23 protein-coding genes and 2 pseudogenes are annotated in these 24,804 nt (G+C 52.8%); 19 read left to right on the forward strand and 6 right to left on the reverse strand.

The genetic code is table 11. From position 1 onward, the window contains the following. Positions 1-63: 63 nt before the first annotated feature. Both QQL66_RS10095 and QQL66_RS10100 read right to left on the reverse strand, forming a co-directional pair. Positions 64-1,509: a Tn3 family transposase gene (locus tag QQL66_RS10095; protein WP_284381141.1), complete on the reverse strand. Its 1,446-nt coding sequence runs from the start codon at positions 1,507-1,509 to the stop codon at positions 64-66. Positions 1,510-1,575: 66 nt separating this feature from the next. Further along, a complete protein-coding gene (locus QQL66_RS10100) occupies positions 1,576-2,310 on the reverse strand; it encodes a DUF4158 domain-containing protein (RefSeq protein ID WP_284381142.1) in 735 nt (244 codons plus the stop codon). Positions 2,311-2,480: 170 nt separating this feature from the next. On the opposite strand from QQL66_RS10100, the gene QQL66_RS10105 reads away from it, so the two are divergent. From QQL66_RS10105 to QQL66_RS10115, 3 genes are all read left to right on the forward strand, one after another. Continuing rightward, positions 2,481-3,410 (forward strand): chromate resistance protein ChrB domain-containing protein, encoded by a 930-nt coding sequence (locus QQL66_RS10105; protein ID WP_284381143.1) that lies wholly within the window; start codon positions 2,481-2,483, stop codon positions 3,408-3,410. A 2-nt stretch (positions 3,411-3,412) separates the two neighbouring features. Further along, on the forward strand, positions 3,413-4,870 hold the full coding sequence (chrA, locus tag QQL66_RS10110; RefSeq protein ID WP_284381144.1) for a chromate efflux transporter: 1,458 nt from the start codon (positions 3,413-3,415) through the stop codon (positions 4,868-4,870). A gap of 118 nt (positions 4,871-4,988) precedes the next feature. Next, entirely contained in the window at positions 4,989-5,831 is an 843-nt protein-coding gene (locus QQL66_RS10115) for a DUF1259 domain-containing protein (protein ID WP_284381145.1), read from the forward strand. Positions 5,832-5,860: 29 nt separating this feature from the next. On the opposite strand, the gene QQL66_RS10120 is transcribed toward QQL66_RS10115, so the two are convergent. Then, positions 5,861-6,868 (reverse strand): tyrosine-type recombinase/integrase, encoded by a 1,008-nt coding sequence (locus QQL66_RS10120; protein ID WP_284381147.1) that lies wholly within the window; start codon positions 6,866-6,868, stop codon positions 5,861-5,863. Between the two features lie 189 nt (positions 6,869-7,057). Between QQL66_RS10120 and QQL66_RS10125 the strand changes: the two genes are divergently transcribed. Next, positions 7,058-8,125, forward strand: coding sequence for a DNA-binding protein (locus QQL66_RS10125; RefSeq protein ID WP_284381148.1), 1,068 nt, complete (start codon positions 7,058-7,060; stop codon positions 8,123-8,125). Positions 8,126-8,294: 169 nt separating this feature from the next. Here QQL66_RS10125 and QQL66_RS10130 read toward each other — a convergent pair whose 3' ends face one another. After that, the gene (locus tag QQL66_RS10130; protein WP_284381150.1) at positions 8,295-8,780 is read right to left on the reverse strand and encodes a hypothetical protein; all 486 of its coding nucleotides are present in this window, start codon (positions 8,778-8,780) and stop codon (positions 8,295-8,297) included. Further along, on the reverse strand, positions 8,770-9,690 hold the full coding sequence (locus QQL66_RS10135; RefSeq protein WP_284381152.1) for a hypothetical protein: 921 nt from the start codon (positions 9,688-9,690) through the stop codon (positions 8,770-8,772). Before QQL66_RS10135 ends, QQL66_RS10130 begins: the two co-directional genes overlap by 11 nt. A 114-nt stretch (positions 9,691-9,804) precedes the next feature. Here QQL66_RS10135 and QQL66_RS10140 point away from each other — a divergent pair, with 114 nt between their 5' ends. The 13 genes and pseudogenes from QQL66_RS10140 (at position 9,805) to QQL66_RS10195 (ending at position 21,456) form a co-directional block, all read left to right on the forward strand. Continuing rightward, positions 9,805-10,050, forward strand: coding sequence for a hypothetical protein (locus tag QQL66_RS10140; RefSeq protein ID WP_284381154.1), 246 nt, complete (start codon positions 9,805-9,807; stop codon positions 10,048-10,050). A 395-nt stretch (positions 10,051-10,445) separates the two neighbouring features. After that, positions 10,446-11,549: an ATP-binding protein gene (locus tag QQL66_RS10145; protein WP_004748899.1), complete on the forward strand. Its 1,104-nt coding sequence runs from the start codon at positions 10,446-10,448 to the stop codon at positions 11,547-11,549. A 15-nt stretch (positions 11,550-11,564) separates the two neighbouring features. Continuing rightward, positions 11,565-11,834, forward strand: a complete 270-nt coding sequence (locus QQL66_RS21255; protein ID WP_004748900.1) for a cold-shock protein — start codon at positions 11,565-11,567, stop codon at positions 11,832-11,834. Between the two features lie 209 nt (positions 11,835-12,043). After that, positions 12,044-12,640 (forward strand): hypothetical protein, encoded by a 597-nt coding sequence (locus tag QQL66_RS10150; protein WP_004748901.1) that lies wholly within the window; start codon positions 12,044-12,046, stop codon positions 12,638-12,640. Between the two features lie 43 nt (positions 12,641-12,683). Then, the gene (locus tag QQL66_RS10155; RefSeq protein WP_004748902.1) at positions 12,684-13,085 is read left to right on the forward strand and encodes a hypothetical protein; all 402 of its coding nucleotides are present in this window, start codon (positions 12,684-12,686) and stop codon (positions 13,083-13,085) included. Between the two features lie 5 nt (positions 13,086-13,090). Next, entirely contained in the window at positions 13,091-13,666 is a 576-nt protein-coding gene (locus QQL66_RS10160) for a hypothetical protein (protein WP_004748903.1), read from the forward strand. Between the two features lie 10 nt (positions 13,667-13,676). Next, on the forward strand, positions 13,677-14,870 hold the full coding sequence (locus QQL66_RS10165) for a DUF1173 domain-containing protein (protein WP_140591009.1): 1,194 nt from the start codon (positions 13,677-13,679) through the stop codon (positions 14,868-14,870). 15 nt (positions 14,871-14,885) lie between these two features. After that, on the forward strand, positions 14,886-15,389 hold the full coding sequence (locus QQL66_RS10170) for a hypothetical protein (protein WP_284381159.1): 504 nt from the start codon (positions 14,886-14,888) through the stop codon (positions 15,387-15,389). Positions 15,390-15,412: 23 nt separating this feature from the next. Further along, positions 15,413-15,571 (forward strand): annotated as a pseudogene (gene csrA, locus QQL66_RS10175) (carbon storage regulator CsrA); the annotation flags it as partial. A 57-nt stretch (positions 15,572-15,628) separates the two neighbouring features. After that, positions 15,629-15,814: pseudogene (locus QQL66_RS10180) on the forward strand (cold shock domain-containing protein); the annotation flags it as partial. Then, a complete protein-coding gene (locus QQL66_RS10185) occupies positions 15,811-16,341 on the forward strand; it encodes a thermonuclease family protein (protein WP_004748777.1) in 531 nt (176 codons plus the stop codon). The pseudogene QQL66_RS10180 and the gene QQL66_RS10185, both read left to right, overlap by 4 nt. Positions 16,342-16,495: 154 nt before the next feature. After that, complete coding sequence (locus QQL66_RS10190; RefSeq protein ID WP_284381177.1) at positions 16,496-19,516, forward strand: Tn3 family transposase; 3,021 nt, start codon at positions 16,496-16,498, stop codon at positions 19,514-19,516. 446 nt (positions 19,517-19,962) lie between these two features. After that, positions 19,963-21,456, forward strand: coding sequence for a transposase (locus tag QQL66_RS10195; protein ID WP_284381185.1), 1,494 nt, complete (start codon positions 19,963-19,965; stop codon positions 21,454-21,456). A 555-nt stretch (positions 21,457-22,011) separates the two neighbouring features. Here the strand turns inward: QQL66_RS10195 and QQL66_RS10200 are convergent. Further along, positions 22,012-23,010: an AraC family transcriptional regulator gene (locus QQL66_RS10200; protein ID WP_284381178.1), complete on the reverse strand. Its 999-nt coding sequence runs from the start codon at positions 23,008-23,010 to the stop codon at positions 22,012-22,014. 127 nt (positions 23,011-23,137) lie between these two features. On the opposite strand from QQL66_RS10200, the gene QQL66_RS10205 reads away from it, so the two are divergent. Both QQL66_RS10205 and QQL66_RS10210 read left to right on the forward strand, forming a co-directional pair. Next, positions 23,138-24,103: a sterol desaturase family protein gene (locus QQL66_RS10205; RefSeq protein WP_284381179.1), complete on the forward strand. Its 966-nt coding sequence runs from the start codon at positions 23,138-23,140 to the stop codon at positions 24,101-24,103. Then, the gene (locus QQL66_RS10210) at positions 24,100-24,507 is read left to right on the forward strand and encodes a DUF4345 domain-containing protein (protein ID WP_284381180.1); all 408 of its coding nucleotides are present in this window, start codon (positions 24,100-24,102) and stop codon (positions 24,505-24,507) included. Before QQL66_RS10205 ends, QQL66_RS10210 begins: the two co-directional genes overlap by 4 nt. Positions 24,508-24,804 lie beyond the last annotated feature (297 nt).

The following is a 24,804-nucleotide window of genomic DNA, read 5'->3' on the forward strand; positions in this document are numbered from 1 at the left end:
CCGATGGGTGGCAGCCTTGCTCCGGTCCGGGTGGCAGGCTTCACATGGAATGGGTGGCAACCTTCAGCGGTTTACGCAGTTTTCCAGCAGGCCGTCCAAAACATACAGCGCTTCACGCGGGCTACAGGAAATAATCTTGGTGCTGAACACTGAATATTGATCGGAAACGTGGGTGTAGATCCCGATGGCTTTTTCATAATAACCGTAGTAGCGGGGATAGTAAGAAGCCAACAGGCTGTCGGCGCGGATTTTAAAGCGTTGCGCATCCGATGAGGACAATGTACCGGTGCCGTGCACCGCACTCAACGGCAGCTCATGGTGTTGATTCACAATTTCAGCACTGGCGTTGATCAGGGTTTCCTCTCGAATATAGTATTGCAGGATATGCCGGAGCATATCGACGGTCACACCTTTAACGCTATTGCTCATGGATACGACACCCAGGTTGGTGGCCTGCGAAATAATGGCGGCCATCAGGCTTTTGTAAAAGGCTTTGGGGCGCGATTGATGGTGCTGGATAGGGACAAAATGACGGCTGTAATGTGTCATTTGATCTACTTCCATCAGAAGCTGTTCGATACGTATGCTGGGCATATGTGCATCGATCACTTTTTGCAGTTGGTTGACTTTATCCGGGACCTCGAGCTTGTCATCACGTTTGAGTTTCAATCGGCCGTTTTGAATTTCCGCGAAGTTGTCCAGGCCGAACAGCTTTTTCGCTTCAGAGACTGATTCGTGGAACTGCGTTGAAATGGCGGCTCGAACTTCGTGCGGTGGAGGCTGTTGAAGTTCGGTATAGACAGCCTGTCTGGTTTCATCCCAACTGGGTTCATTTAAGGTGAGATCCCAGAACGAAACATGCTGCTTACTCTGCGGCAAGTACAAATCGCCGGAACGCAAGGCGTCTTTCATAGCGAGAGCCAATCCCATTTCCCAAACGTTGCGATTGATGTTACCGGCTTGATCTTTAAGGCTGCGGCGTAGTTCGCGGGGAATGAATGCTGTCGGTGTGTTCTCGGGTAGCTTTTTCAGGTCGCCATCATCCAATTTCCGGACGAACTCAATAGCTTTTATCAGCGGCCCGGAACCTTTAGCCACTTCAAATGGTAACCGGATAAAGTCGGCAAAATATTTTCGTAAACTGGGATAACGGGCCAGCAACAAATCGCAGTAGCCGCGTTCCTCCAGGCGTTTAAAAATGTGCAGGTCGTCAATGGATGCCAGCAGACGTTTCTCGTCAATGCGTTGCCACAAGTCCTTCTTGTACAATGGCTGTTCATCCGGCCATTCCAGCAAAAAATGCGTGGTTTCAAGCACAGCATCGATGGCTTTCTTTTGGCGCTTGCGAAACTCCTTGTGTTTTTTGTCGTGGCTGTTTTTGGTTTGCCGGCATAGCTCTGTCATGTACTGATCATGCATTTTGACCAGATGATCCAACAGGATCTTGCGGGATTCCAACAGGAAGCAAACCATCAATGCATAGCGCTTATGGTCCTTGAAGCGCTTCATGTCCTTAGCGCTGTAACGCTTGGTCAGTCGGTACAGGTAGTTAAGAAAAGCGGTATCAATGACCTTTTATTCGAACTCATTAATGCCGGTGGACACCAGATTGTCATAGCGTTCCAAATAGCGTTTCAGTGATGATATTTTCGCACCCGGCGGGTACTCTTTGAGTTGGTTGAAGTAGGTTCGTTGATTGCCGTCGGTGGCTTGCAACAAATCGTCAATGGCATCGCGTAATTCCGGCGACATCTGATCAAACACTTGCTCAAAAAGCTGAGCGTGTACCTGGTTACATATGCGGATGATCTGTCTTTCGATCGTCGTGGGGCCAGGTAAAACAATACGTTTCAACAGAAGGTGGCGTTCTGCCCGGTGAAAAAGTTCATCCGGAAGCAGTCCCTGTTGGGCATGTTCTTCAATCCAGCGGTCCAGATCTGCTTCCACTTTGTCGTCAAACCGATGAAAGCCCAGGTACTTGAGGATATTGTTCCGGTGTTCCAACACCGTGGCTTCTCTTTCGGGCACTTCCACCGTTAGCGTAGGAGGAAGATCGAGTTGACTACTCAGGTAGCTGATCACTCGTGGCGAAAGATCATGGAGCTGGTTTAGAAACCGGCCATAGAGGCGCATGGCACACAGTTGGATGGCAAATCCCAGGCGATATTGCTTGCGATACTTGTTGACGACCTCGCAATCACGACGGCTTAGCGTCCAATCGCGAACCATTTCCTCATCGGAGAATCGTTGCGGCAATATTAACGGTTGGTACCGCTGCTGATTGGTTAAGAACTGCTCTTTGGCTGTCATTGGACCTCACTTGGCTCCGGTCACGCCAACTACGCTATAGCGCTGTTTTTATTGATGGATGCGGTATTTAAAGGTGCATCACCGCCTTTAAAGGCAATCGCTCTTGCCCAGGGGTTATTCGGTTTAAAAAATGTGTGGAGGTTATAACATATATGTACTAAGATCTACGCATGTCCTGGATACTGCTGATACTTTCACTCCCCACTGAAAACGCCACCGTGCGCATGCGGGCATGGCGCGCCATCAAAGCCCTGGGGGCCGTTTCGCTGCGTGATGGCGTCTATCTACTGCCAGCCATCTCTGATCATGCCGAAAAGCTAGAGGCAATTGCCCAGGATGTCCGTGATAGTGGCGGGACCGCCCATGTACTGCACGCTAATGATCCTGAAACCGAAGCGTTCCCCGCGCTATTCGATCGCTCGGAAGACTATGAGTCGCTGGACTCGGCGATGGCGGACCTGCGGGCAAAGCTCTTGCCGGAAACCGCCATGGAGGTCATGAAGGAGACACGCAAACTGCGCAAAAGCTTCACGCGACTGTCAGCCATCGATTTTTTCCCCGGTGCCGCGCGGGATCGAATCGATACGGCTCTGAAACAGCTGGAAAGCGATGCCAACCGGGTCTTGTCTCCCGATGAGCCGCAGCCCGAACCTCGCACAATCCGCCGTCTTGATCGAGCCGATTATCAAGGCAGGCTCTGGGCGACGCGGCGTCGGCCGTGGGTGGACCGTTTGGCCAGTGCCTGGCTGATTGGCCGCTTCATCGATCCATCCGCACGCTTTTTATGGCTGGCCTCGCCGGACGACTGCCCGGATGAGGCGCTGGGGTTCGATTTCGATGGGGCGACCTTTACTCACGTGGAAGAAAAAGTCACTTTCGAAACGCTGCTGGCGAGCTTCGACCTGGATTCACCCGCGCTACTCCGGCTTGGAAAACTCGTGCACTACCTCGATGTGGGGGGACATCAGCCGCCGGAGGCCGCCGGGGTCGAGTGTGTATTGATAGGGCTGCGCGAAACCCATAGCGATGATGATCAATTATTACAAGCTGCCAATCAGGTTTTCGACAGCCTGTTGGTCACTTACGGTAAGGAACAATAACCATGCACGAACCGTCAACTTCATCTGTACCGCCAAGCAGCGGGTCCAATCAAATCACCAGGGATGCGACCGCTGGTAACCTCAATGCATTCGGCCATCACATCACCTTCGGGGAGGCCGTGCGTGTCTGGTTGCGGGTCGCCATCCTGAGCTTTGGCGGTCCCGCCGGCCAGATCGCGGTGATGCACCGTATTCTGGTGGATGAAAAGCAATGGGTCAGTGAGAGCCGCTTCCTGCACGCGCTGAATTACTGCATGGTGCTGCCCGGACCTGAAGCCCAGCAACTGGCCACCTATATCGGCTGGCTGCTGCATGGCATCAAGGGTGGACTGGTTGCGGGCGCCCTGTTCGTGCTGCCGGGCTTTCTCAGCATTCTGGTGCTCAGTCTGCTCTACGCTGGATTTCAGGAAGCGTCACTGGTGCAGGCCCTGTTTTTCGGTATCAAGGCGGCCGTGCTGGCGATCGTGATCCAGGCGGTGATCCGCATCGGCAAGCGCGTCCTCAAGAACGCCTACATGTACGCATTGGCGGTCGCCGCTTTCGTGGCGATCTTCTTCTTTGCCGTGCCTTTCCCGATCGTAATCGTTACCGCCGGATTGATCGGTCTGCTGGGTCGGCATGTCGATCCGGAACGCTTTGTGGTCATCAAGGGGCACGATACCCCCGAGGACGCCGGGCGTGCGATTGATGCCATGATGGAGGGCGGCGCGGCAAGCCATACCCGGGCGTCACGGGGGCGGGCACTCAAGGTGCTCGCCGTCTGGCTGCCGCTGTGGTTTGCGCCACTTGTCGCCCTGCTTGTGACCTTGGGCTATGAGGATGTGTTCACCCAGATTGGGCTTTTCTTCAGCAAACTGGCGGTTGTCACCTTCGGTGGCGCCTATTCGGTGCTGGGCTACATGGCCCAGGAGGCGGTACAAAACTATGGATGGCTGGCACCGGGGGAAATGCTGGATGGTCTGGGTATGGCGGAAACTACACCCGGCCCGCTGATCCAAGTGGTGCAATTCGTGGGCTTTATGGGGGCCTTCCGGGCTCCGGGAACGCTCGACCCCTTCACAGCAGGCATCTTGGCATCGGTTTTAGCCACCTGGGTCACCTTCGTTCCCTGCTTTTTGTGGATCTTCCTGGGCGCGCCGTATGTGGAAACACTGCGCGGCAACCAGGCGGTGAGCGCGGCGCTGTCGGCGGTCACGGCGGCCGTGGTGGGCGTGATGCTGAATCTCGCCATCTGGTTCGCGGTGCACGTCGCCTTTAACGAGGTTGAAACTGTACGGGCCTATGGTATGCAACTGCTGATACCCGCCTGGGGCAGCATCCACATTGTCAGCGTCGCGCTGGCCGCGGGCGCCTTTATCGCTATGTTGCGCTTTAAGGTGGGCATGTTGCCGATGATTTTTGTCAGCGCACTGCTGGGTATTGTGTACCATCTGTTATTTGCAGGCGTCCCGGCGGCGTAACCCCCCAATACAGCCAAAAATGTTTCACAGCAACAAAAAAAGAGGAATAGCCATGACAATGTCTCCGCTTCGAGCATTCATTCTAATGTGCGCTTTATTCATTCAAGCATCCATAACAATGGCCGACGATTCCGGCCGCCTCGATGATAAGGCCATTGGCCAGGCGGCTGGCACCCAGGCAACGGCCAAACCTGATGGCGTGGTGCGTATCGGCTGGAAGCGCGACGACGTGCCCGTCACCGTTGACGGTATGAAGTTCCCGCCGCCGGCGGGCCTCGGGAGTTGGGCCGCGTTCAAGGCCTTGCCGGAGGGTGGTGTTATGGTGATGGGGGATACGGTGGTGTTTGAGGATGAAATCACCCCGGCCATGGACGCCGCCTTTGCCCACGGCCTGGACATCACCGCGCTGCACAACCATTTCGTGTTCGACCGTCCGCCGGTTTACTTTATGCACATCGGCGGCCATGGACGAAACGCCGAGTCACTCGCCGAAGGCGTCAAGGCCATGTGGGATGCCATTAAACAAGTGCGTAAAAAGCATCCCGTACCGCAAGAACGATTTCCGGGTGATGTGCCCGATATCACCGGCAAATACAACACCAAGACGTTGGAAAAGATTCTGGATGCCGAGGGCAGCCTTAACGGGCAGGTGCTGAAATTCACGTTCGGGCGCAGCGCCAGAATGCACGGTGTGGAATTTGGCGCATCCATGGGCCTGTCCACCTGGGCCGCCTTCTCCGGGAATGAGAAGCAGGCGGTCGTCGATGGGGATTTTGCCATGACCGCGGACGAGATCCAGCCGGTGATGCGGGCGCTGCGTCAGGCGGGCATCCACATCGTGGCGCTGCACAACCATATGACCGGTGAAACGCCTTCCTACTATTTCCTGCATTATTGGGGCAAGGGCAAGCCCGAGGATCTGGCGAAAGCGATACGGGCAGCGCTGGAGACGCAAAGATGAATTGAGAGTGGGATTCGTGATTTGACGGGTTATACGGGGTCGATCAGCGTGACCAACTTTTCCATCAATATCAGCGAGGCATTATTCGAAAGTTGCTGGCCTTCTTCGATGTACTCCCAGACCGTTGCATCGCTTTTCCAGCCGCCTTGTTTCTTGATCAGCTCGAAGTCTACCCGTTCTCGAGCCGCCGAAGTGGAGAGGCCGCGGCGAAAACTGTGACTGCTCAACTCGGGCACGAAGTCGAACTGACAGGCCTTGCCCAGGGTTTTGAGCAAGTCATTAATTGCCCCTGGGTTCAGAGGCCTGGGCGTCACCTGATCCCAGCGGTTAACCGGCCTAAAGACCGGGCCGCTATCGATCTCAGCGCTATCCATCCAGGCCTTGATTGCTGTAGCCGGACAACAACCTGGCGTACCGAAAGGTAAGGCGCGGGCCAGCCCTGTCGCCTGTTGATCCGTTTTGGAGCGCGGCAACCGGATGATCAGGCCTTCCGGCTCCCAATTCAGATCACTGATTTGAATGGCCACCAGTTCGCTGCGACGAAAAGCGCCGAAAAAGCCGGTCAACACCAGGGCGATATCCCTATGCTTCTTTTTGCTATCCGGCAAACACCGCAGGTAATCCACCATTTGTGCGATGTGTTCCAGGCGTAGGGCCTTGGCCTTGCGTTTGGGTTGGCCATGAGCGCGACGAATGCCTTCCATGGTTTTCCGCACCAGGGGATCGCGCACCGGATCAGTGACGCCTTGGTAATGGTGCCACTGGCTAATGGCGGTGAGGTGGAGATCTAACGTCCGGGCGTTGAGCGATTCGGCCCTGGCGAGCAGATAGCGCACCACCGTATCTCGGTCAGTCGGCAACCGGCCACCCCATTTCTCAAATTGGCGAATGGCGGATCGGTAGGCCTTGCGGGTGTTATCGGAGGTGGCCGCCTGGAGGTAGTGCCGCAGTGACTCGGATTCCCGATGAGCAATCTGGTTCGATTCCTCATTACGTAATGCTAAGTCGGTGGCCATTTTGGGTGGTTTGGTGTTCATGAATTGGATTCCTATCGGTGTCACCAGAAAGGCGGCTATGTACCGGCGTTACAAGCAGAAGATTTTCAGCTTAATACCATAACCAACGATAACCTTGATTATCGAAGGTTAACAATTGAAACTCAAGAAACTTTGATAAGCATAAATATAATGTTATATTACGTGTTACATAATACGTTACTAAATAGTTTGAGAGGAAATCTCCCTATGGCACGCGCCGGAGTCACTTACCACGATGTCGCCAAAGCCGCCGAAGCCATCAAAACCCAAGGCCAGGAGCCTACGGTGGATCGGGTGCGGGAACATATGGGCACCGGCAGCAAAAGCACCATCGCGCCGCTGCTCAAGCGTTGGCGATCAGACAACGGAGAGGCAGCCGATATCGGTGGACTCCCGAACGACCTGGTGGAGGTAGTGAAATCACTCCACGAGCGGGTACAGCAGATGGCCGACCACCGTATTGAGCAGACCCGTCAGGAATTTGAGGCGTCAAATAAAGAACTCCGCAAAGAATTGGCCGATTCCAAAAACACCATCGCGCAACTTACTGCCCGACAACAGGATCTTGAGAGCCAGATTGAACGGCAGAACAAAGAAAAAAGTGCGTTAGACAAGTCTCTGGAAGATGTGCGTATCAGCCTGGTCAAAGCCGAGGCCCAACGAGACGAAGCCATTGTGCGAACCGCTGAATTAAAGGAAAGTATTGCGGAACTTAAGCAGGAAAATAAGGACATCCGCGATCATTTTGAACATTATCAGCAGCGCACTGCCGAAGACCGTCAGCAAGAACGCGAACAGTTCCGGATCGATACCCAGGGGTTGAAAGACCAGATGCAGGAACTGCAACACCGGTTCGACCAGGCTGAGTCAAGAGCGTCCGAGTTATTTGATGCCAATGCGCAGTTACAAAGCAATGCCGATAAACTTGAACAGACCAATGCGACGCTAAACAGGGATTTGAACGGAAAGGTAGATGAGACCCAGAACCTGAAGCGAGACCTTGAAGACGCCATGACGAAGAACCAGGAATACCAGCATAAAAATGAGCAATTGGCAGAAAAAATAGCAGCTCTCACTGCTCAGAAAGCAGATGTCGATAAGGAATTGGCCGTGTTATCCCAAGCTTTGAAGGCCACCAAAACCGAGTTGAAAACCATCCAGGATAAAGTGACGTATCTGACCGATGAGAACAAGGTAATTCTTCAGGAAAAGGCGATGATCCTAGGACAATTCAAACAACTCCAGGGTTCGCTATGAAAAAGGCTGTCACAGCATTGAATATTCGGTAATGTTCCAAAGATGACCAAGTTTTAAGGGCAAATGCCGGGTTAGCGGCTATCTGACGGAAACCTACGGTTTCGAGGGTGCCACAGGATTCAAAACCGTAGGTTTTCGTTCAAATGCCCCCGCTGGTCCTCCTTGGAATTTAACTGCTGTTAGGCTTGTAGAGTCCTGCTGCACCTCGAAGCGCAGCAATTAGTAGATTACTGTCTGAATATTCCGTTTGTTTCTGAAGCTGAGACAGGACAAGGCTCGATACCTGGAATGTCTGGCCAATAGGAATTGGCAGCGCAAATGCACTACCGCTTCCTTGTGTGGCAGAGACAAAAAGCTTATTGGGTTGTCGCTCGATGAAAATGCCCTTGCCACTACGCTTGAAGTGAGCTTTTGGAAGGTAGCCAAGGCAAACGGCAGCCATGATTGGAAGCTCAGTATCGCTTAACTGGACGGTTATCTTCCTCGCCCAGATAACGTTTTCACCCTGTCTTGGCGCGACATCGAGATTTACCGTATGTCCGTGCGGTACGCCTTTCACAAGAAGCGGGGTGGCCTCGATCGTTAGAGCCGCATTGGAACCAAAACAGCGAACTTTTGGTTGATCGGATAGGCTTAATTCAGCTTTATTTTGCATATCGATACAGATCCAACGCTAGGATAAGTGGCTCTTCCTCGATTCCAGACTCCTGTGCCGGGCGTCGTCGCTGATCGCCCGGATTATCTCGCCAGAATTTTCTGGGTATATTCTTCTGTTGCGCAATTACGATTCCGGAAATAGGGCAAGATTTTCTGACGATGTTTCCTTCCTCAAGGTAGGCATAGTTTGCACGGAGCTGATTAGGGAGTGTTGATTTCTTCACCAGAATCTCGCCTGGATTGCATTTGTTTAACAAATCAACGGCAGTTTGAGACGCACCCTGACCAGGTAGCTTTTTTGCCATCTCGATAGCTTCCTGGAGAGTAACCTTCTTGATCCGGGCATGGTTAGTCGCCCACGTCCAGCTAAACACATCCAGCGCCGGTGGCATGATTCTGATCTGTGCGTAACATCTCTTGAGGTCTAGCGAGCCGATACCAGCAGTGCCCATTGCCTTCTTGAGTGCCTCAGTCCTGTAACCTTTTTCGGTGACTTCATCCCTGATCAGCTTGGAGATTCTCGATACAGAAGCGTCAGTCTCTTTCTGAAAATTGCGTATGGCCATCACCGCATCTTTGAAGGCAGCTTTTGCGGCGTTCAATTGCTCCACGGCAGCTACCGTTTCCGGTGAGGCACAGACAATTCCTGCTTCTGGCACATGTTCCCCCTCATCGGCCACAAACAACTGCGTCATCGACTTAATAGCCGCCTCCCTTGCTTCATTGGACTCCTTGTCGCTGTCTTCCATGCCGAACGTAGGGATATAAACGGGGTAGCTTTCCCGGTCTGAACGGACCGCGCCACTTAACGTCAGGCAGGCCTCGGCCAACACCTGGTAAGCCTCGTAAAGCACCCGGATGTATTCCGCAGGTAAGACGACGGCATTGTCATGAGTTTGGATATTCATTCCACCACCACACTGGACAGCAAGTCCAAATTACATTAGTAATATGTATAGAATACCAGATAAGCAAGCGTAAGCCAGTCTTACAACGGATATTAATCACTGAAGGATTTGAATATGCACACCATTGAAATGGCTCTCAATATGCTGCGGATTGGGCATCTCATCGAATGCGAGATCGTACCTTCCGATAAGAAAGCAGGAGCATATAACGTAGTGACAATAGCCCAGCAGGGGCAGGGTGGCGATCGTTACCTGGTTACGGATGATGCAGGACGAGTGATAGAGTGCAGCACAAGCTACGCAAAATCAGTCGCAACAAGGATAGGTTTTCAGGATGCTCAAATTAAGACGACATCTTGAGCCCAAGACACAACAAATAAAACAGGTATACTATACCAGATCAGCAATGGGTATTCTTTATTGGCGCCACACCCCAACCTCCGTGCAAAATTCAGATTGCGCCCCTTCTTTTTCCTTCCCTTTCCTTTATTTTCCTTCTGTTTCCTTGGCACTCGCGAGGCTACGCCTCCCGGTGCAGAGGTCAATCAGTAAGGTAGGGATTACTCGGGAGTGTCGATCGGAGTGAGGGGGTGAGGCTGGCGCTTGGCCGCTCTCTATTGCTGATCTGGTATAGTAGTTGTTATCAATAATAGCTGGTAGGACTTGAATTACGCGCAGTTACCTGTATTATGCGTAATTATGCAATTGGCGCGTAATCCCGCGTAAGTCACAAAACAAATATAGGGGTCCTTTTTATGGAAGGGTGGCACTATCCACGAACAGAGCTGGCAGAACAATACCTTGGCCTACTGGCCCTCGGTATCTCATCAAGCCTAGCGATCATAGCCCCTCGACGTAAAGGAAAGACGCTATTCATCCTTCAGGATCTCGCGCCACTATCGCAGAAGAAAAACTACATCCCTGTCTATGCGAGTCTATGGCAAAACATCAATGCCCCCCATGAAGGACTGATCGCAGCCCTGGAAGATGCCATTGCGGCGCTCGATAAAAAAGCGACCTTCAGCCGGTTGCTCAAGGCCAAAATCAAAAAGACCACCGTAAGCAACGAGCTGCTGGGGAAAATGGAAGTAGAGTTTGCCGACAATCCGAGCAAACCAACCAGCAAAGAACTCGCCTATCTCGATCAGTTACTCAGTATGCTGGTCGAAAAGGCTGGCAAGAAAACGGTTTTGCTACTGATTGATGAAGTGCAACATCTAACAACGTCCACCCAGTTTGACCCGCTTGCTCACACGCTCCGGACCATGCTGGACAAGCGCCAAGGCAAGGTAAAAAGCATTTTTACCGGCTCCTCCAGACACTATCTGGATCTGCTGTTGAACGAATCAAAGTCACCGTTCTATCACTTCGTTGAACAACACGATTTTCCAGACCTCGATGATCAATTCATTGAATTTCTGAGAGACAAGCTGGCCAAAAACCACCAGATCACTATTGCCATTCAACCATTACGCAAAGCCTTCCTGGACTTGGATCAGTCACCGTACTGGATGATGAAGCTGATCGCCCAAATGATTACCTTCAAGGCTACTGTTGAGGAAGCCTTGGAATATGTGCTTCAGCTTATGGAAGCAACCGAAGATTTCGAGGGCATATCAAAGAGACTGAAGCCGATCGACCGGCTTGTGTTTCTGGCGCTTTGCAAGGGTACAAACCCCTTCTCAAAAGAGCTAATGGCGAGAATAGACAAGGAAACCGATGTTAAAGGCGTCGCTTCTAATATCCAGCGAGCCATCAAGCGTCTATCGGAAGCCAGTCTAATCAGCCAGACCCGAAAGGACGGGTACAACATTGAAAAGCCCGGTTTGAAGCGCTACTTGGAACAGCAGCACCAATAAGAAGGAGTCTAACGGATGCAGACAACGGTTAAACGATGGTTCACCGACAAAGGATATGGATTTCTGCACAATGGGGGTGATGCCCCGGACATCATGGTCCACGCAAACGAACTGAAAAACTGCCAGTACTTGCGTCCAGGGAGGACAGTGGAATTTGAATGCCACATCAACAGCAAAGGCCTGGTGGCTAAAAACGTCAGACTGGTTCAAGACCAGCCTAAAGCCCCCAATCAACGCCATTCACAGCAGTATCCATTCCAAAGATCCGGCTATGGAAGGTACTAGCGCCATAAAAGGGTACATCCTCGATGACCCTTTTTTTATTGGTTTTCATTCGATGACCGGGATAATCCCACGCTACACAGGTCTATCCAAGACTTCTATGTGCAGGTGTCTCCTGGCTCGATGCTCATTCAGCAACCTGGTTTGCCGGGTTGCTAGTTTGGCACCTCGTAGTAACGTTTAAATAAACCACTCTTTATAGGAGAACATTCATGAAGTTATCTGCACTTTTCGGCTCTTTGGCCTTGGTTCTTATCGTTAGCGGCTGCGCCTCCAACCAGCACGTTTACTCTTCTGATGGCAAATGCCTGACCTGCTGGAACAACCCTATTACCGGCAAGCCCATCAACCATGATGGTAAAGCTAACCAGGAACAAACAGCACAGGAATCACAGGTAACCCAGACAACGACTACCGAAACGACCGTTGTAAATACCACTACCGCTAAGCCAACTGAGCACAAAATCGCATTTACCGTGCCAGTGAATGTGGATGTCGCGTTCCTCAAGATTAAGAAAGAATTCAACTACTACACCGAGCAGGAAATCCGTCAGGAGTGGGGGAGCATGGCCGAAGCCAAAATGCAGACTTTCGCCTACGCCTACGATGCTACTCCTTCGGTTTACTACCACATGCGTGCCGATCGCAACCACGATGGCATTCAGGCAATCATCGACAGCCAGATCGAGAAGCAGTCTGACAAGGAAAGCAAAATCACGATCACTTACTGGCTAAGAGATAAGTCTGTTAATGCCAGTCAGTTTGGCGAATCACTGAAAAATCGAACCAGAAAGGCATTAAACATCTAACACCGGGAGGGGGAACCCTCCCTCTTTTATTTTGGAGTGATGAATGATCAGAACAATAATTGGCTTCATACTGGGAGCTGTTGCGACCTTCTACACATTGCCCTTTATTGAGTCCGGTACCGGTAAACTACCAAGACCGGCTATCGGTGACTGGTTTTCGTCTGACAATAACAATCACTCCTCAAACATCATCAACTCAGTACCACCTTCCGATTATCGCCAACATGCTGACAGCAAGCTTGCGGCAGAGGTCATGACGGCCATCTCCGTTACCAGAACACGCGCCCTCAATGACCAGACATCCGATTACGTTGTAAAGCTCATTACAAACCTGATTGAACGCGAACCAGGTATTCAGTCATTCGTCCGTGAGAGACTCGGAAACGGCCTGACAAATCGGGAGGCACTTGAGATCTTTGAAAAGTACTACTCGATCCAAGGATGAATCGTATGAAGGCCCTTATCGAAATCAATGTCTATGGCGGAAACACACTATTAGCCACGCTTAAAAAGCATGATGACCTGCCAACTGGGATCTACTCCGACCGCCCTGTGAAGTCGCTGATTAATCTCACACCTGGCATTCAAGCCAATGTGAAGCTCCAGATAGAAACTGTCTCATTGAGCAATGATGACACTTCGCTCCTGGTTAGCGATAAACGCCTCCAAGTATCGGAGCTTTTACAGACCCTGGGGGTGCAGAACTTCGTGGCCTTTGTAAAAGATGCAGAGCATCATGGTTGGATAGTGGAAAAGTACATCGACGGTATCAACCAATATTTCCACTTAGATCACAACAATCAGCCACTATCAGCTCCTGCCATCTTATCGGAAAACATCCTTACCTTGTTTCTGTTCATTCTCATGGCAGCAACTCCTGCCGTAGTTTTGAAGTTTATGAGCAGTGGCTATTTGGGAAGTCCTTTCTGGGTGTTTGCCCTGTTCTTAGGGCTTACTTCAGTCGTGTATTTTCTCTCGTTCGGCGTCATGCAGTATATGAGGACCAGAGGGGAACCAATATTCTAAGGTGGCAACCATGACACAATACTCCATCGGTGATTGCGTTCTCGAACGTTCCGATCCTTTATTTGAAGAGGCGCTGGCCAGCGCCTACAAATCTCGCGAGCGCCCCTTGTGCCTTTGCTCAACTCCCGGCGTGCCAATGTATATTGCTCGCACCGGCGACAACAGCTATGTGCTGAAGCGAATGCCAAACAGTGGCCAACAGCATCATCCAGACTGTGATTCCTACGAGATCCCGGCTGAACTCTCCGGTCGTGGAGCCGTTGAGAACAAGGCCATTTCAGAAGACCAGGAGACAGGAATAACCAATCTGAAACTGGACTTCACCCTCTCAAAGGTTTCTCTGAATCGAACGATTAGCAAGGGTGAAACCAAAGAACCCACTGCGGTCAAAGCAGATCCAACCAAGCTTACCATCCGATCGCTGCTCCACTTCCTCTATGAAGATGCAGGCCTTAACAAGTGGGCACCAAACATGGAAGGCAAGCGCTCCTGGTATGTGATCAGAAAGTACCTCCTACAAGCAGCGCAAAACAAAGTCACCAGAAAACACCCACTAGGAGAAGCACTGCTGATTCCAGAGCAGTTTTCTCTGGACCACAAAGATGAAATTGTGGCCAGACGCAGACAGTTCCTATCCAAGCTGAAAAAGCAGGGCAACAAACAGCCTATGGGCATACTCATTGGCGAAGTGAAGACGATCGAAGAAGCCCGGTTTGGATTCAAGATGATCGTCAAGCATATGCCCGATACTCCGGTTTACATGGGAGAGGATGTTTACAAGCGAATAAATAAGGCCTTCTCCACTGAGCTTGCTTTTTTCCATGAAAATGAATCCATTCATTTGCTAACAATCTGTACTTTTCTTCTGAGCGCATCCGGCAGTCCCCAGGTGGATACCATCTCTTTCATGGCCGTGGATCGGAATTGGCTTCCCTTTGAAAACATAGAGGAGCTTGAACTCCTGGAGCGGCTCTGTACAGGGAAGCGTCATTTCATCAAAGGCTTACGCTACAACCTTGGATCGTCTGATGTCATAGCCTCGGTTCTTCTAACCGATACTGAAGGAAAACCTACGGCTGTTTACCTGGTTCCAGCAGGAGCGACAGAGAGCTATTACGACGAGCTGAACGCGGTTGTTAGTCATAGCGAGTTACCAAGTCAAATCCTTGATGTGAATCAGGAAGATACCCTTAGCGCCGTTTAAGAAGTAGGAATAACAATGAGAACACTCGACCAGAATCAAATAGAAAACATCTTCCAGGAGTTGAGAGACAATATTTCGCCTGAGCATGGTAAGGCAATCATTGGTCTAGATAATGTAAAGCCTTCACACCACGAATCTGAGAGCCTCGAATGGCGATACCGGTTAGGTGGATACACCGAAGCTCTATGCGCTTGCGACATCCTGAGCAATAGTGTTTATGAGTCTGCAATCGCTGAAATATTCGGCCAAAGGCCAAGGGATGGAGCAGACCGTCCTGGGCGAAAACATAAGTACAGCGTGGACATCAAAACGGAACAAAACAAGCAGTTCACGTTCGATGTGCCATCAATGAACCCACTCGACGCTTACTTTCAGCTCACCAAACGTATTGCTTATAAAACGATACCCGGTATCGTCTCTGTATTGGTATACGCTGGCTTTCATACTGATAGAAAACCTGATTCTTCACCTCTCAGATCCTTTGAGAAGGACGAGCTGGTATTTGTAAGCCTCGTTTAATCTATTCAAAGGAACGTGTCATTATGCTCATATTAACTCGGCGAATTGGTGAAACACTCATGATAGGCGACGACGTTTCCGTCACCATATTGGGGGTCAATGGTAACCAGGTACGAATCGGAATCAACGCACCAAAAAACATTGAGGTCCATCGCGAAGAGATATACCTCAGAATTCAGCGCGGTGATGAATATCAACCCTCCGATAACCTTGGCGGTGGTAAAAAAACGGGAAGTATCTCTGACATGGTTTACAGCAAAGGATATGGATTCATTTATTCACCGGGATTCGATGACAATATCTTCTTCCATGCTTCCGGTGTTGAAGATAACTTATTCAACGACCTCCACGAAGGTATGGATGTTTGCTTCTCAGTAGAGCGGGGCAATCGTGGCCTATTCGCAACCGGAGTTAAGAAGGTATGAGAATCCTAGCTCCAGCGAAGTTTTTGTATTCATTTCTGATTGTTCTGTTCGCTTTAGTATCGCCGTTTTCATTTGCTGAAAGCTTCATGGCGAAGGTTGTCGGTGTCTCCGATGGAGATACTGTAAATGTTTTGACAGATAAGCCGTGCAATTCCGGAAAAAACTGCAAAAGCGGTAAGATCCAGTATCGTGTTCGTTTAGCAGAAATTGATACGCCTGAGAAGAAGCAACCTTATGGCAGCCGTTCCAAACAGGCCTTATCGGATCTTGTGTTCGGACGCCTGGTAAAAGTCGATACTGTTGACACTGACAGGTATGGCCGCCTGGTAGCAAACCTTTATGTTGACGGGAAGTGGGTTAACGCCGAGCTTGTTAAATCTGGCAGCGCCTGGGTGTATCGGCAGTATGCAAAGTCTCCCTTACTCTTTGAATTTGAAAAAGATGCGCGAATCAACAAACGTGGCCTATGGGGCCTACCTGAAGCAGATCGTATTCCACCTTGGGAATGGCGTAGGAATAAAAAATGAGTAACCAGATGATGGGGTACTGGGGATTTTCCGTCCAAAAACGACACTTCGCCTGAAATCCCGCGTCCCGCTTGGCTTCCCAGAGACTATTACTTTTGCTACTCCGCCATATTGTAGCCTTATTTGACTAATATTCAGCCCTTTGGGCTGGACAATGGCATACCAAGAACGAGTAAACATACTATCCACATCGGAACAGGCAGAATTCTTCGGCCCACCTCTTTTCACAACCAACGATCAACGGTTCTTCTTTGCCCTGAATGACCTGGAGCGCGTGGTGGCGGTTTCCTTCCGAAACCGGGGGCTGCGGTGCATGTTTGTGCTGCTTCTGGGTTACTTCAAGGCTAAGCCTATCACCCTTACACCGGGCTTCCACCAAGTTAAGCACGACCTTGCCTATATCTGTCAGTCGGTATTTCCCGGAACCGGTCTGAGGCCTTTCAACTTGAGTAAGAAGGAACTTGAGCGGGTTTACCAGCGGATCATGATTCTGTGTGACTACCGGCGCTGGAACGCCCGCGAGCATGAGCAGATACTGATGCGCTATCTGGCTGATCAGGCGTCAGCCTGGTCCTCTCCTCGTCATCTCTTTGATGCCGCCGTTGAATACTCGTCGATTGAGCGGGTTGCGATTCCAGGTTACAGCACACTTCAGAAGATCATCAGCCGGGTGCTGGTCCAGCAACACAGCGCCCTGGCAAGCCAAGTGAAAGAAACGCTGTCAGATGATTTAAAAAACCAACTGCAATCTTTACTGGAAACCAAGTGCACCCTTGGCCTGAAAGGGTTGCGCCAGTCTGCCCGCAACTTCACCAGCCCAGAACTGGATAAGGAACTGGCTATTCATCAGCACATACAGCACTGGATGCCGGAGGTTCTGTCTACGGTTAAGGCCCTGTCTCTGTCTGAGAAAAATCTGAACTACTTTGCCGAGCGAGTGGACTATTACGGCTCCAAACTCAAGCGTCAGCCGCAGACCAGGCAGCAGTTGTATTTGCTCTGCTACCTGCAGTTTCGCTGGCAACAGGCCCTGGAACGTATCGCCGACGGCTTTATTCATCATGTGCGGCAGACCCAGCACAAAGCCAAGGCCTTTGCTCAGGAATCGGTCTATCTGGAATGGCAGAAGGCTGCCAACAATGTGAGTAAAGCAGCAAATATCCTGAGTCTGTTTACCGACAGCAGCGTTGATCCAGAACAGTCCTTTGGTCGAGTCCGGGAACAGGCCTTGTCCATGCTGCCCCTGCGAGAGCTGGAGTCTGTCTGCCTGTTCTTGAACGACCAGAAGCGTTCTGTCGAGGAAGCCTTATGGCAATATTATGATCAGCGCGAAGCCTTGCGTACCGGTCTGCTCAGATCCCTGTTTTTGTGTCTGCACTTTGAGGGCAATGAAGAAACACAACGCCTGGCGATGACTCTGCAGCAGGCCAGTATAGACCTCAAAACACATGGCAAGCTATCGTTGGAGACCATGAATCTGGTTCGCGTGCCGGCACGTCAACGCCCGCATCTTCGGAATAAACAGGAACAGCCCGACCCCGGCCGACACGAATGGGCGCTGTATCAGCAGATTCCCCGTCGCCTTAATGGGCAACTCACGCTGCCAGATGTCGCCAAATACCGATCTCTGGAGGATGATCTGGTGGAAAAATCCCGCTGGCAGCGGGACAAGGATACGCTGCTGGACAGCTCCCAGCTTCCCAAACTGATGGCGCATTCGGATGAACTGGTGCAAAACATGATGAGGCAGCTGAACAGCCGTCTCGAGGAAGTCAGCACTTACCTGGAGGACAGCGACAATCGCAATGTCATACTGCGCAACCCGCAGGGGAAGCGGCACTGGCGATTACCGGGCGGCAACAAGAAGCAACTGGTCAACAATCCGTTCTTTCAGCAAATCCCCACCACTTCCGTGGCCGATGTGCTGCGGATGGTCGACCGGGATACCGCATTTATCGACTGTTTTGAGCATGTTCTGGGATCTCACGCGCACAGTCGCCGCCACGAGTTCGACCTCCTGGCCATCCTGATTGGCAATGCCACCAACCAGGGCATCTACGGCATCGCCCAAATCTCCGACCGAACCTACGACCAGCTCAGTACCATCCAGGCCAATTATCTGAGACTGGAGACATTGCAGGCCGCCAACGACCAGATCAACAATGCCACGGCCCGGCTTCAGATCTTCCGGCACTACCAGATCCAGGAAGACCTGGTGCACGCCAGTGCGGATGGCCAGAAGTTCGAAACCCGCCGGGAAACCTTTAAAACCCGGTATTCCTCCAAATACTTCGGCACCCAGAAAGGGATCTCGGCCATGACCCTGATCGCCAACCATGCAGCCATCAATGCCAGGGTTATCGGGGCCAATGAGCATGAGTCACACTATGTCTTCGACCTGTTGATGAGCAACACCTCGGAGATCATTCCGGAAGTGCTTTCCACCGACACGCATGGCGTCAACCATGTGAATTTCGCCTTGCTGGATCTGTTCGGCTTCCAGTTCGCTCCTCGCTATGCTCAGGTCGGCCGGGTTCTGAACGATCTGTTTGACGTTAAGGAGACTGCTGACCAGCGGATACGTCTGAAGTTGAAGAACCCAATCAAACACAAGCGGATACAGCAACATTGGGACACCATTGCCAGAATCGCGATCTCGTTGAAGGAGCGCCGAACCACGCAGGCCTCTCTGGTTCGAAAGCTGTCCGGATACAAGAAAAATCACCCCTTGCTGGAAGCCCTGACTGAGTACAACCGGCTGGTCAAAGCCCAGTATCTGCTCAGCTATATAAGCGATGCCAGCCTGCGCCAGTATGTCCAGCGCGCCTTGAACCGGGGGGAAGCCTATCACCAGCTACGGCGAGCCATCAGCAACGTCAACGGGGATCAGTTTCGGGGCAGTTCGGATGAAGAGATCCAGCTCTGGAACGAGTGTGCCAGACTGGTAGCCAACGCGATCATCTATTTCAACTCCAGCATTCTGAGCCGATTACTGAACAGTTTTGAACACCAGGACGACGCCGCGAAGGTGGACATCGTCAAACAAGCCTCGCCGGTGGCCTGGTACAACATTAACCTGAAGGGCACCTACAGCTTTGAACTGAGCGAAAAATTGCCGGATCTGGAGGAGTTGATGGCGTCGATTGACGGGTATAAGCCTGTTCTGGAAAAGTAATACCCCTCTGGAGGCCATAGATGGCGGGGCTTCCAGAGCACTTTGTCGTTTTTGGACGGAAAATCCCTAGAACCCCGTGAAGGTCCGCTTCTCACATGGAACGGTCAGGCACCGGCTAGATGCTGTACGGCAGCTAAAGGCACGTTGCCGACGTAGTCTTAGGCTGCTGAGTGACCGGTTTGGGGCAGGTCGCTGCCGTTCGACTTCTGATGGTCAGCTTTCCTGATCTCGCCGGTTGCTCTGCCGCCAGGGTGGATGTCCGTTGATGGCCGAAAGTGAGGGGTCAGCCGGGGTAGGGCAGAGCACGACCCTTCTCAGACATTCAGTATCCATTGCTGCGCCGGCCCCTGATCCAGAAAGCTGACGTTCAGAGTGAGGTGATCGCGTCCGGGGCACGCCAAGAATCTCGTTGAAACCCTTATCAAGGAAGGCAAGGGTGAAGCGAGATCGGATCAGCATGTGCAGCGCATGCGAAAGCGCATGCGCAAAGTTACCAGCGCCACCGGCCCGAGCAAACGCTGTTCTACAAACTCGTGGAGGAGCACTATCCAGCGTTTGCTGAGCGGATGGCGTGTGAGGGCAGGGCGCTGCCGGAGTATGTACGCCGGGAATTTGAAGAGTTTCTGCGCTGTGGGCGACTGCAGCATGGATTCCTGCGGGTGCGCTGTGATGGCTGTCACGCGGAGCGGCTCGTCGCATTTTCGTGCAAACGCAGGGGCTTCTGCCCCAGCTGCGGCGCCAGGCGCATGGCGGAATCGGCAGCACTTCTTGTGGACGAGGTCTTTCCAGAGCAGCCGGTCAGGCAGTGGGTTCTGAGTTTCCCGTATCCGCTACGTTTTCTTTTCGCCAGCCGACCAGAGGTAATGGGTAAGGTACTGGGCATCGTTTACCGCGTGATCTCGACACAGCTGATTCGGTCGGCAGGGTTCACGCGAGAGAGAGCGCGCACCGGTGCCGTCACGCTGATTCAGCGCTTTGGCAGCGCGCTCAATCTCAACGTTCACTTCCACATGCTGTTTCTGGACGGGGTGTACATTGAGCGACCGGATGGCCGGTTGCGTTTTCGCTGGGTCAAGGCACCGACCAGTGCCGAGCTGACACGACTGGCAGACACGATCGCCCGCCGGGTGGGGCGGTATCTGGAGCGGCAGGGGCTTCTCGAGCGTGACGCCGAAAACAGCTGGCTGGCCGGCGAGGATGTCGATGATGACCCCATGAGCAGCGTGATTGGCCACTCGATCACGTACCGCATTGCAGTCGGTCCCAATGCCGGGCGCAAGGTGATGACGCTGCAGACGCTGCCGGCCGACGATCCTCCGTTCGGTGAAGAAGCTGGCAAAGTTGGCGGCTTCTCCCTGCACGCTGGAGTGGCTGCCCGCGCTGACCAGCGCGACAAGCTAGAGCGGTTGTGCCGCTACATCAGTCGCCCGGCGGTGTCCGAGAAACGCCTGTCACTGACGAGCCACGGTCTGGTGCGCTACCAGCTCAAGACGCCGTATCGAGACGGGACCACCCACGTATTTTTCGAGCCATTGGATTTTCTGGCTCGGCTGGCGGCACTGGTTCCCAAGCCAAGGACAAACCTCACGCGCTTCCACGGCGTATTTGCGCCAAACAGCAAATTGCGAGCCCAGGTGACACCAGCCAAGCGGGGTAAGGGGAGACAGAGGCCGGATGAGGAGTCAGACGATAAGACGCCGGCTGAGAAGCATGCGGCCATGACGTGGGCGAAGCGCTTGAAGCGCGTCTTTGAGATTGATGTTCAGACCTGCGATGCCTGTGGTGGCGCCGTCAAGATCGTTGCCGCCATTGAAGATCCGATCGTCATCAAGAAAATCCTGGATCACTTGGACGAGCAGGGTGCGATGCCGCAGGCCTACCACCGACCGGCAGTGCGCGGCCCGCCGCGACAGCAGAGATTGCCGCACCTACAGGGTTAACTTCGGACCGTCGTGCTGCATCGCGTGGCAGGATGTCGTTCGCCTTGGTGATGCGGAATTGCCACGCCGGATGTCTGCAGTGGCTGAAACGGCTCCAAATCACACCTACTGACCGTTCAGCTCTCTCGTCAACGCCCCGAAGTTCGACTGTTGATAAGGCTTCGGCTACAGTCGTCTACTCGAAAAAGGGCGTTTGTTCGTCCTATACCCGCAGATACGGGAGCTTATGGATTCCTTGCCCCCTGCGGCCCGTAACCGACCTTGGACGATGATTGAGCTAGTGCGCCAGCTACAAGGCCGGTACAGGGAGCGACCGCATACGCAACACGTTGGCCAGGCTCTGAGGGCCCTGGGCTGGACGCAACGCCGAGACTGGTCCGACGGAACCGGGCGGAGGTATTGGTGCCCGGCAGAAAACTAGTCGAATGTAGCTACGAAGGGAGCTATGTCTAGCTACAATGTGTAACGGAAACAGTAGTTTTCTTGGCAGTAGCCATGGAGCTACTTGTTTGCTGCTGGTTCGGCTTCACTGTATTTTTCCGAGATTGATGAGGGCTAACGCTGGTCTAAGCCTTTCCTGTAGCGAAGTGGTGCTTGGCCAGTCCATTTTCGGAAGGCTCGGCTGAACGCACTCTGTTCGGAGTAACCCAGCATCAGTGCGATTTCCGGCAGCGACAATGCTGGATCACCCAGATACTGATAAGCCAGTTCCAGGCGCAATTCATCCAGCAGGCCCTTGTAGGTCTTTTCGCGCTGCTGCAACGAACGGTACAGCGATCGCACCGGCGTTCGCAGTTTCCTTGACAGCCATGCCATGCTCAATTGGCCTTCTTCCAGTCCTGCCATCATCGCTTGCTGGAATTGCCTGAGAAACTCATCCGCTCCGGACAGGCTCCTGGACATCGCTTCGGCCTGCTGATCCAGTACCTGGCGAAGCTGTGGATCCCTGCTGTTGATTGGCAAGCCAAGCAGTGCGGTCGGAACCCTGAGCGCAAGGGTTTCGCAACCAAACTGCACAGGGCAACCGAAAAAGCGTTCATACAGGTCGCGTTTCCCGGGTTGCCCATCGGGAAATTCGATCAGCACCGGCCTGCCACGGTTTGGGGAAGTCAGGGTATCCATCACCGTCAGTAACCCGGAAACGAGTACCTCGTTGGAGAGCGCCGTCGAGGCACCGCGATCGCCGGCCCACCCGAAATACAAGTTCGGTCCTTCCTGCCGCACCCAGGTGAACGACAAATCGTGCAGCAGCAGCTGAAAGCGGTTCAGTCGTAACAAAGCCTGGCCCAGCGTGTCGCAGCTTGCTGCGAGGTAGCCCAGCACACCGACATCCTGCGGTTGTGCATGGCGGCCCACCCGTAACCCGACCGCGGGATCGTCCGTTTTTTCGGCGAGGTCTTCCAGCAGTTGCCACCACTGCTCAATGGGTATCCGCTCGTGCCGGTTTGCCTCGTCGAGCTTGTGGCTCAACGCGGGGCATTGCAGCCCCTCCGACTCCATGAAACGCCGCAGGATGTGGGTCGTTCTTGCAAAAACGTATGCACCTGAAGACATTGGGTTCCCGCTTGGCACACGATGTCAAAAAATAATAGACCAGCGTCAAGAACCAGACCAACTGTTCCTGCAGAATTGTTCCCGTCAGATCAACTGATCCATAGAGAAAAGCAGAGAGGAAACCCTTATGGAAAGCCTGTTTGAGCCGGTTGTTTCCGGCATGACCGCGCTGTTCGGGCGCGAACCCACGCTGAACGAGATGATCCTGATTCCGATGATCCCGGTATTCGTCAGCGCATTCCTGATCGAATGGCTCTACACGGCCATCAAGTCGGGTGACTCAAGCCTGAGCCAGGGCAAGTCGTTCTGGTGGCGGGAAGTATTCGCCAACTTTTCGCTTGGCGCCGGTTACTACGTTTCCGGGGCGCTGATGAACCTGCTGTTTGTCGCAGCTCTGTTTACGGTGGTCTGGGATAATCGCTTCTATACGATGCCGATCAATTTGGGCACCGTGATTCTTGCGTTCTTCGTCCAGGAGCTCTGTTACTACTGGTATCACCGTACCGCGCATCGGGTACGCTGGTTCTGGACACAGCATGTATCCCACCACACCGGCGAGATCATGAACATGTCGACGGCCGCAAGGCAGAGCATTCTCAACGGTTTTGTTGGTACCTGGATGTTCTATGTCCCGGCAGTCCTGATCGGCTTCACGCCGGAACTTATGCTTGGATTGCTGGGCGCCAACCTCGCCTTCCAGTGGTTCGTGCACACTGAATCCGTGCCCAAGCTTCATCCGTGGATCGAACGGTGGATCAACACGCCGTCCAATCACCGCGTGCACCATGGTCGCAACAAACAGTACGTCGACAAGAACTACGGCGGTGTGATCATGCTGTACGACCACCTGTTCGGCACCTATGAACCGGAACAGGAGCAGGTGATCTATGGGACGCCGCGCCAGATCAAGAGCCACAACTGGTTCGTACTTAACCTCCACGAGTTCGTTGACATGTTTCGTGACGCGATGGCCCCTGGCCCGATCAGCGAACGGCTGAAGCACTTCTGGAAACCGCCGGCCTGGCAGCGCGAGGGTCATGAGCCAATCCATACCTGGACCGTCGAGCGACACGAAGAGGTGCCGGTAAAATGAAAATCGCAGCAAAAATATTTCTGGTCCTGAACGCCATCGCATTCATGATGATCGGAATCAATACCACCATGGACCCGGGGGCGGCGATGGCCGCCCTCGACCTGGCACCGCAAAGCGTTACCGCTTCCAACGAAATTAGGTCAATCTACGGCGGCATGCACTTTGCGTTCGGGTGCATGATGCTGGCCGGTGCCTTTATGCCCGGACTCACCCGCCACGCGCTGTGGTTTTGCGCTGCATTTCTTGGTGGCTTGGTTGCAGGCCGGCTATCCAGCCTGATGCTGGACGGGCAGCCAAATGACCTGGCGAACTTCCTGCTCGTCTTTGAAAGCGTAGTGCTGGCTGCGGCGTTGTTCCTTCAGCGGGGCATGCGGGACTTACCGAGGGTAGGCGGGTCCGCGTGATTGCGATTCCGGGTGAAAGCCGGGGCACCTGCGCAATACAGGCCGAATGGACCTCGCAGGCCCGGCAGTCTATGGCTTTCAGGTGTGTAGGAAACTAGGGGCGATTCAGGTATGTCGCTCTTAACATCAAGTGGTCAACAAGGTATTTGGTTCGCGCATGAAAGAAGCAGTAGTGTTTATGAGTCTGCAATCGCTGAAATATTCGGCCAAAGGCCAAGGGATGGAGCAGACCGTCCTGGGCGAAAACATAAGTACAGCGTGGACATCAAAACGGAACAAAACAAGCAGTTCACGTTC

The sequence above is a fragment of the Litoribrevibacter albus genome, assembly GCF_030159995.1.
Lineage (GTDB): Bacteria > Pseudomonadota > Gammaproteobacteria > Pseudomonadales > Litoribrevibacteraceae > Litoribrevibacter > Litoribrevibacter albus.